This is a genomic window from Streptomyces cahuitamycinicus, from assembly GCF_002891435.1.
GTDB classification, from domain to species: domain Bacteria; phylum Actinomycetota; class Actinomycetes; order Streptomycetales; family Streptomycetaceae; genus Streptomyces; species Streptomyces cahuitamycinicus.
In genome coordinates this window covers 1-2,787 of the sequence record NZ_POUC01000679.1, presented here as the reverse complement: position 1 = coordinate 2,787, position 2,787 = coordinate 1, and the positions used below count along the sequence as shown (strand labels likewise).

The window sequence follows — 2,787 nt, the reverse complement described above, 5'->3', positions numbered from 1 at the left end:
CCGCAGGATACCGGGGGGTTTTGTGGGGGGTGCGGGTGTGGGTCCTGGCCGAGGGCTGATCGGCCAGGACCTGAACTGAGGTGAGAGGTTCTGTGGGCTCCCCCGCAAGGATTCGAACCTTGTCCTGCTAGATCCAAAATCTAGTGTGCTGCCAGTTACACCACGGGGGACAGCGCCTCAGACCTTACCGGAGACGTGCTGCGGCATGGGTAACGATGCCGCTCCACCAGCCCTCGATGCGGTTGTACAGCTCGGCACTTCGGGAGACGGTGACGACCAGGCAACCGTGGTAGTCGTCGCCGGTGTTCTTGCGGACGGTCTTGGGGTTGTGCTTCTTGAGCGTCGGCTTGGCGAATGCCGACGCGGCGACGCCCACAAGGTCTGCCCAGTGGCGGTGGGCCGCGTCCACATCCGCCGATTCATGGATGAGCACCCGGAAACGCAGGCGCTCTCGGCTCACTTCGAGCAGGTCGAGCCAGGCCAGGTAGACCTGGATCACGCCGGGATCGCTGTTGACGAAGATGGCCCGCTCGCGTCTGTCGTACGGCTTGCTCTTGGAACCCTCGGCCCAGTACAGAGCGACCCCAGTCAGAAACAGTTCCCGGTCCGTGAGTCCGCCGACTTCCTGCCGTGCGCTTTCCTTGGTGCGTTTGCGCTCCTCGTCCTGTGTGGCGCGGAGGCGGGCGAGACCTGCCTGCATGAGCGACCGTTGCTCCTCCGGCGTGTACCGGGGTTCGGGCTTCGGAAGATCCCGCACCCAGAGCGACACGGAGCTCCTCGAGCAGCCGAGTTCCGCCTCGATCCGGTCGTACGTCCAGCCCTGGAGCCGGAGCTCCCTGGCCCGCTCCCTCAGGTCGTCTTTCGCGTTCGGGCGCTTCGTCCAGGCCGGAGGCGGTTCTCCCTTCACCAGCTGGTGGAGGATGTCGTTGTTGAAGATCTTCAGCTCGTCGCGGATCTGGCGGAGGCTGAGGCCCTGTCGCCGCAGCGCCACCGCCCGCTCCCGCAGTCCCTCGAAGTCCGCGTACTTGCCTGGTGCATGTGTCATACGCATACCGTCCGGGCGGAATGATGGGTTCCGGGGTCGAACGGTGTGCGATTCAGCAGTTCGAGGGATATCGGGTGGTTTCGCAGCCGAACGGTCACGGAGTGTGGTGTAGGCCAGTCCGGGAAACTCACCGGAAAACCGGCGGTGGCCGCCCGTAGGCTGGGAGGCATGACCGCGACGGGGGAAGAGCATGTGACGGCCCGGGGAGGGCCTTGGTGGTGGGCCAGGCGGCGTAGTGCCGTGTTCGATGTGAGCCTGGCCGTGGCGTCCGCGCTGGAGTGCGCGCTGGAGGGAATCCCGTTCGCCCGGGACGCCGGGATTCCGGTGGCGGCGGGCGTCGTGTTCGGGGTGCTGGCCGGTTCCGTGCTGGTCGTGCGGCGGCGGTGGCCGATCGCGGTCGTGCTGGTGTCGATCGCCGTCACGCCCGCCGAGATGGGCTTGCTGATGGGTGTCGTCGGCCTGTACACGCTGGCCGCGGCCGAGCTGCCCCGGCGGATCATCGCCTCGCTGGCGGGGATGGCGCTGGTGGGGACGCTGATCGTGACGTTCGTGAAGACGCGGCAGGACGTGTCGCGGGGGGACCTGGACCTGGGGGACTGGTTCGTGCCGTTCGCGGCGATCACCATGTCGCTGGGTTTCACGGCGCCTCCGGTGCTGCTCGGGATGTACGTGGGGGCGCGGCGGCGGTTGATGGAGAGCTTGCGGGAGCGTGCGGACAGTCTGGAGCGGGAGCTTCAGTTGCTCGCGGAGCGGGCGGAGGAGCGGGCCGAGTGGGCCCGGAACGAGGAGCGGACGCGGATCGCGCGGGAGATGCACGATGTGGTCGCGCATCGGGTGAGTTTGATGGTCGTGCATGCCGCCGCGCTTCAGGCGGTGGCGCGGAAGGATCCCGAGAAGGCCGTCAGGAACGCCGCGCTGGTGGGGGACATGGGGCGGCAGGCGCTGACCGAGTTGCGGGAGATGCTCGGGGTGTTGCGCAGTGGGGGCGAGCGGCGTGAGCGTGCCGCGTCGATGCCGTTGGCGTCGGTGGGGGTGGCTGCCGCGGTGGCGGCTTCGCGGGCGGCGGATGACGAGGGGCCGTGTCTGGAGGAGATCGAGGAGCTGGTCGGGCAGTCGGCGGCCGCGGGGATGGTGGTTGATCTGTGGGTGGAGGGGGATGCCCGGTCGTATGCGCCTGAGGTGGAGCAGACGGCGTATCGGGTGGTGCAGGAGGCGTTGACGAACGTCCACAAGCACGCGGCCGGGGCGAAGACGTATGTGCGGCTGGCGCATCGGGTGTCGGAGATCGCGATGCAGGTGGAGAACGAGCCGCCGGAGGAGGCGGCGGCGTCGGCGCGGTTGCCGTCCGGGGGGAACGGGCTGGTGGGGATGAAGGAGCGGGTTGCCGCGCTGGGTGGGGTGTTCGTGTCCGGGCCGACGGATGCGGGGGGTTTTCGGGTGTCGGCGGTGATTCCGGCGTCGTAGTCGCCCGCGTGGTTTGGTGTGGTTGTTGTCAGCCTGTCGTCAGGCGTGTCGGTTCGGTGCCGGTGATGAGGGTGGCCAGGGCTTGGTCGATGTCGGGGCCGAGGTACCAGTCGCCGGTGTGGTCGAGGGTGTAGGCGCGGCCGTCGGTGTCGATGGCGAGGAGGGCCTGGCTGTCGGTTTCGGTGCCGAGGGGGCAGACGTCGGTGGCGAGGGCGCGGCCGAGGTCGGCGAGGGTGCGGGCCATGTGGAGGCCGTGCAGCTTTCTCTTATACACATCT

The 2,787-nt window shown here is 68.4% G+C and carries 3 protein-coding genes and 1 tRNA gene; 1 reads left to right on the top strand and 3 read right to left on the bottom strand.

Annotated features, from left to right (window positions below):
• Positions 1-97 precede the first annotated feature (97 nt).
• Positions 98-170, bottom strand: a tRNA-Gln gene (locus C1J00_RS41520).
• Positions 171-184: 14 nt separating this feature from the next.
• On the bottom strand, positions 185-1,045 hold the full coding sequence (locus C1J00_RS41515) for a terminase gpP N-terminus-related DNA-binding protein (protein WP_102913990.1): 861 nt from the start codon (positions 1,043-1,045) through the stop codon (positions 185-187).
• 168 nt (positions 1,046-1,213) lie between these two features.
• Between C1J00_RS41515 and C1J00_RS41510 the strand changes: the two genes are divergently transcribed.
• Entirely contained in the window at positions 1,214-2,509 is a 1,296-nt protein-coding gene (locus C1J00_RS41510; RefSeq protein WP_102913989.1) for a sensor histidine kinase, read from the top strand.
• A 28-nt stretch (positions 2,510-2,537) separates the two neighbouring features.
• On the opposite strand, the gene C1J00_RS41505 is transcribed toward C1J00_RS41510, so the two are convergent.
• The coding region (locus C1J00_RS41505; RefSeq protein ID WP_180989887.1) for an SUKH-3 domain-containing protein at positions 2,538-2,787 on the bottom strand (250 nt) is incomplete at its 5' end.

Bases quoted from the DNA above. Each gene is read 5' to 3' on its own strand.
- C1J00_RS41510 (WP_102913989.1), top strand. From the start codon at position 1,214: ATGACCGCGACGGGGGAAGAGCATGTGACGGCCCGGGGAGGGCCTTGG.
- C1J00_RS41515 (WP_102913990.1), bottom strand. From the start codon at position 1,045: ATGACACATGCACCAGGCAAGTACGCGGACTTCGAGGGACTGCGGGAG.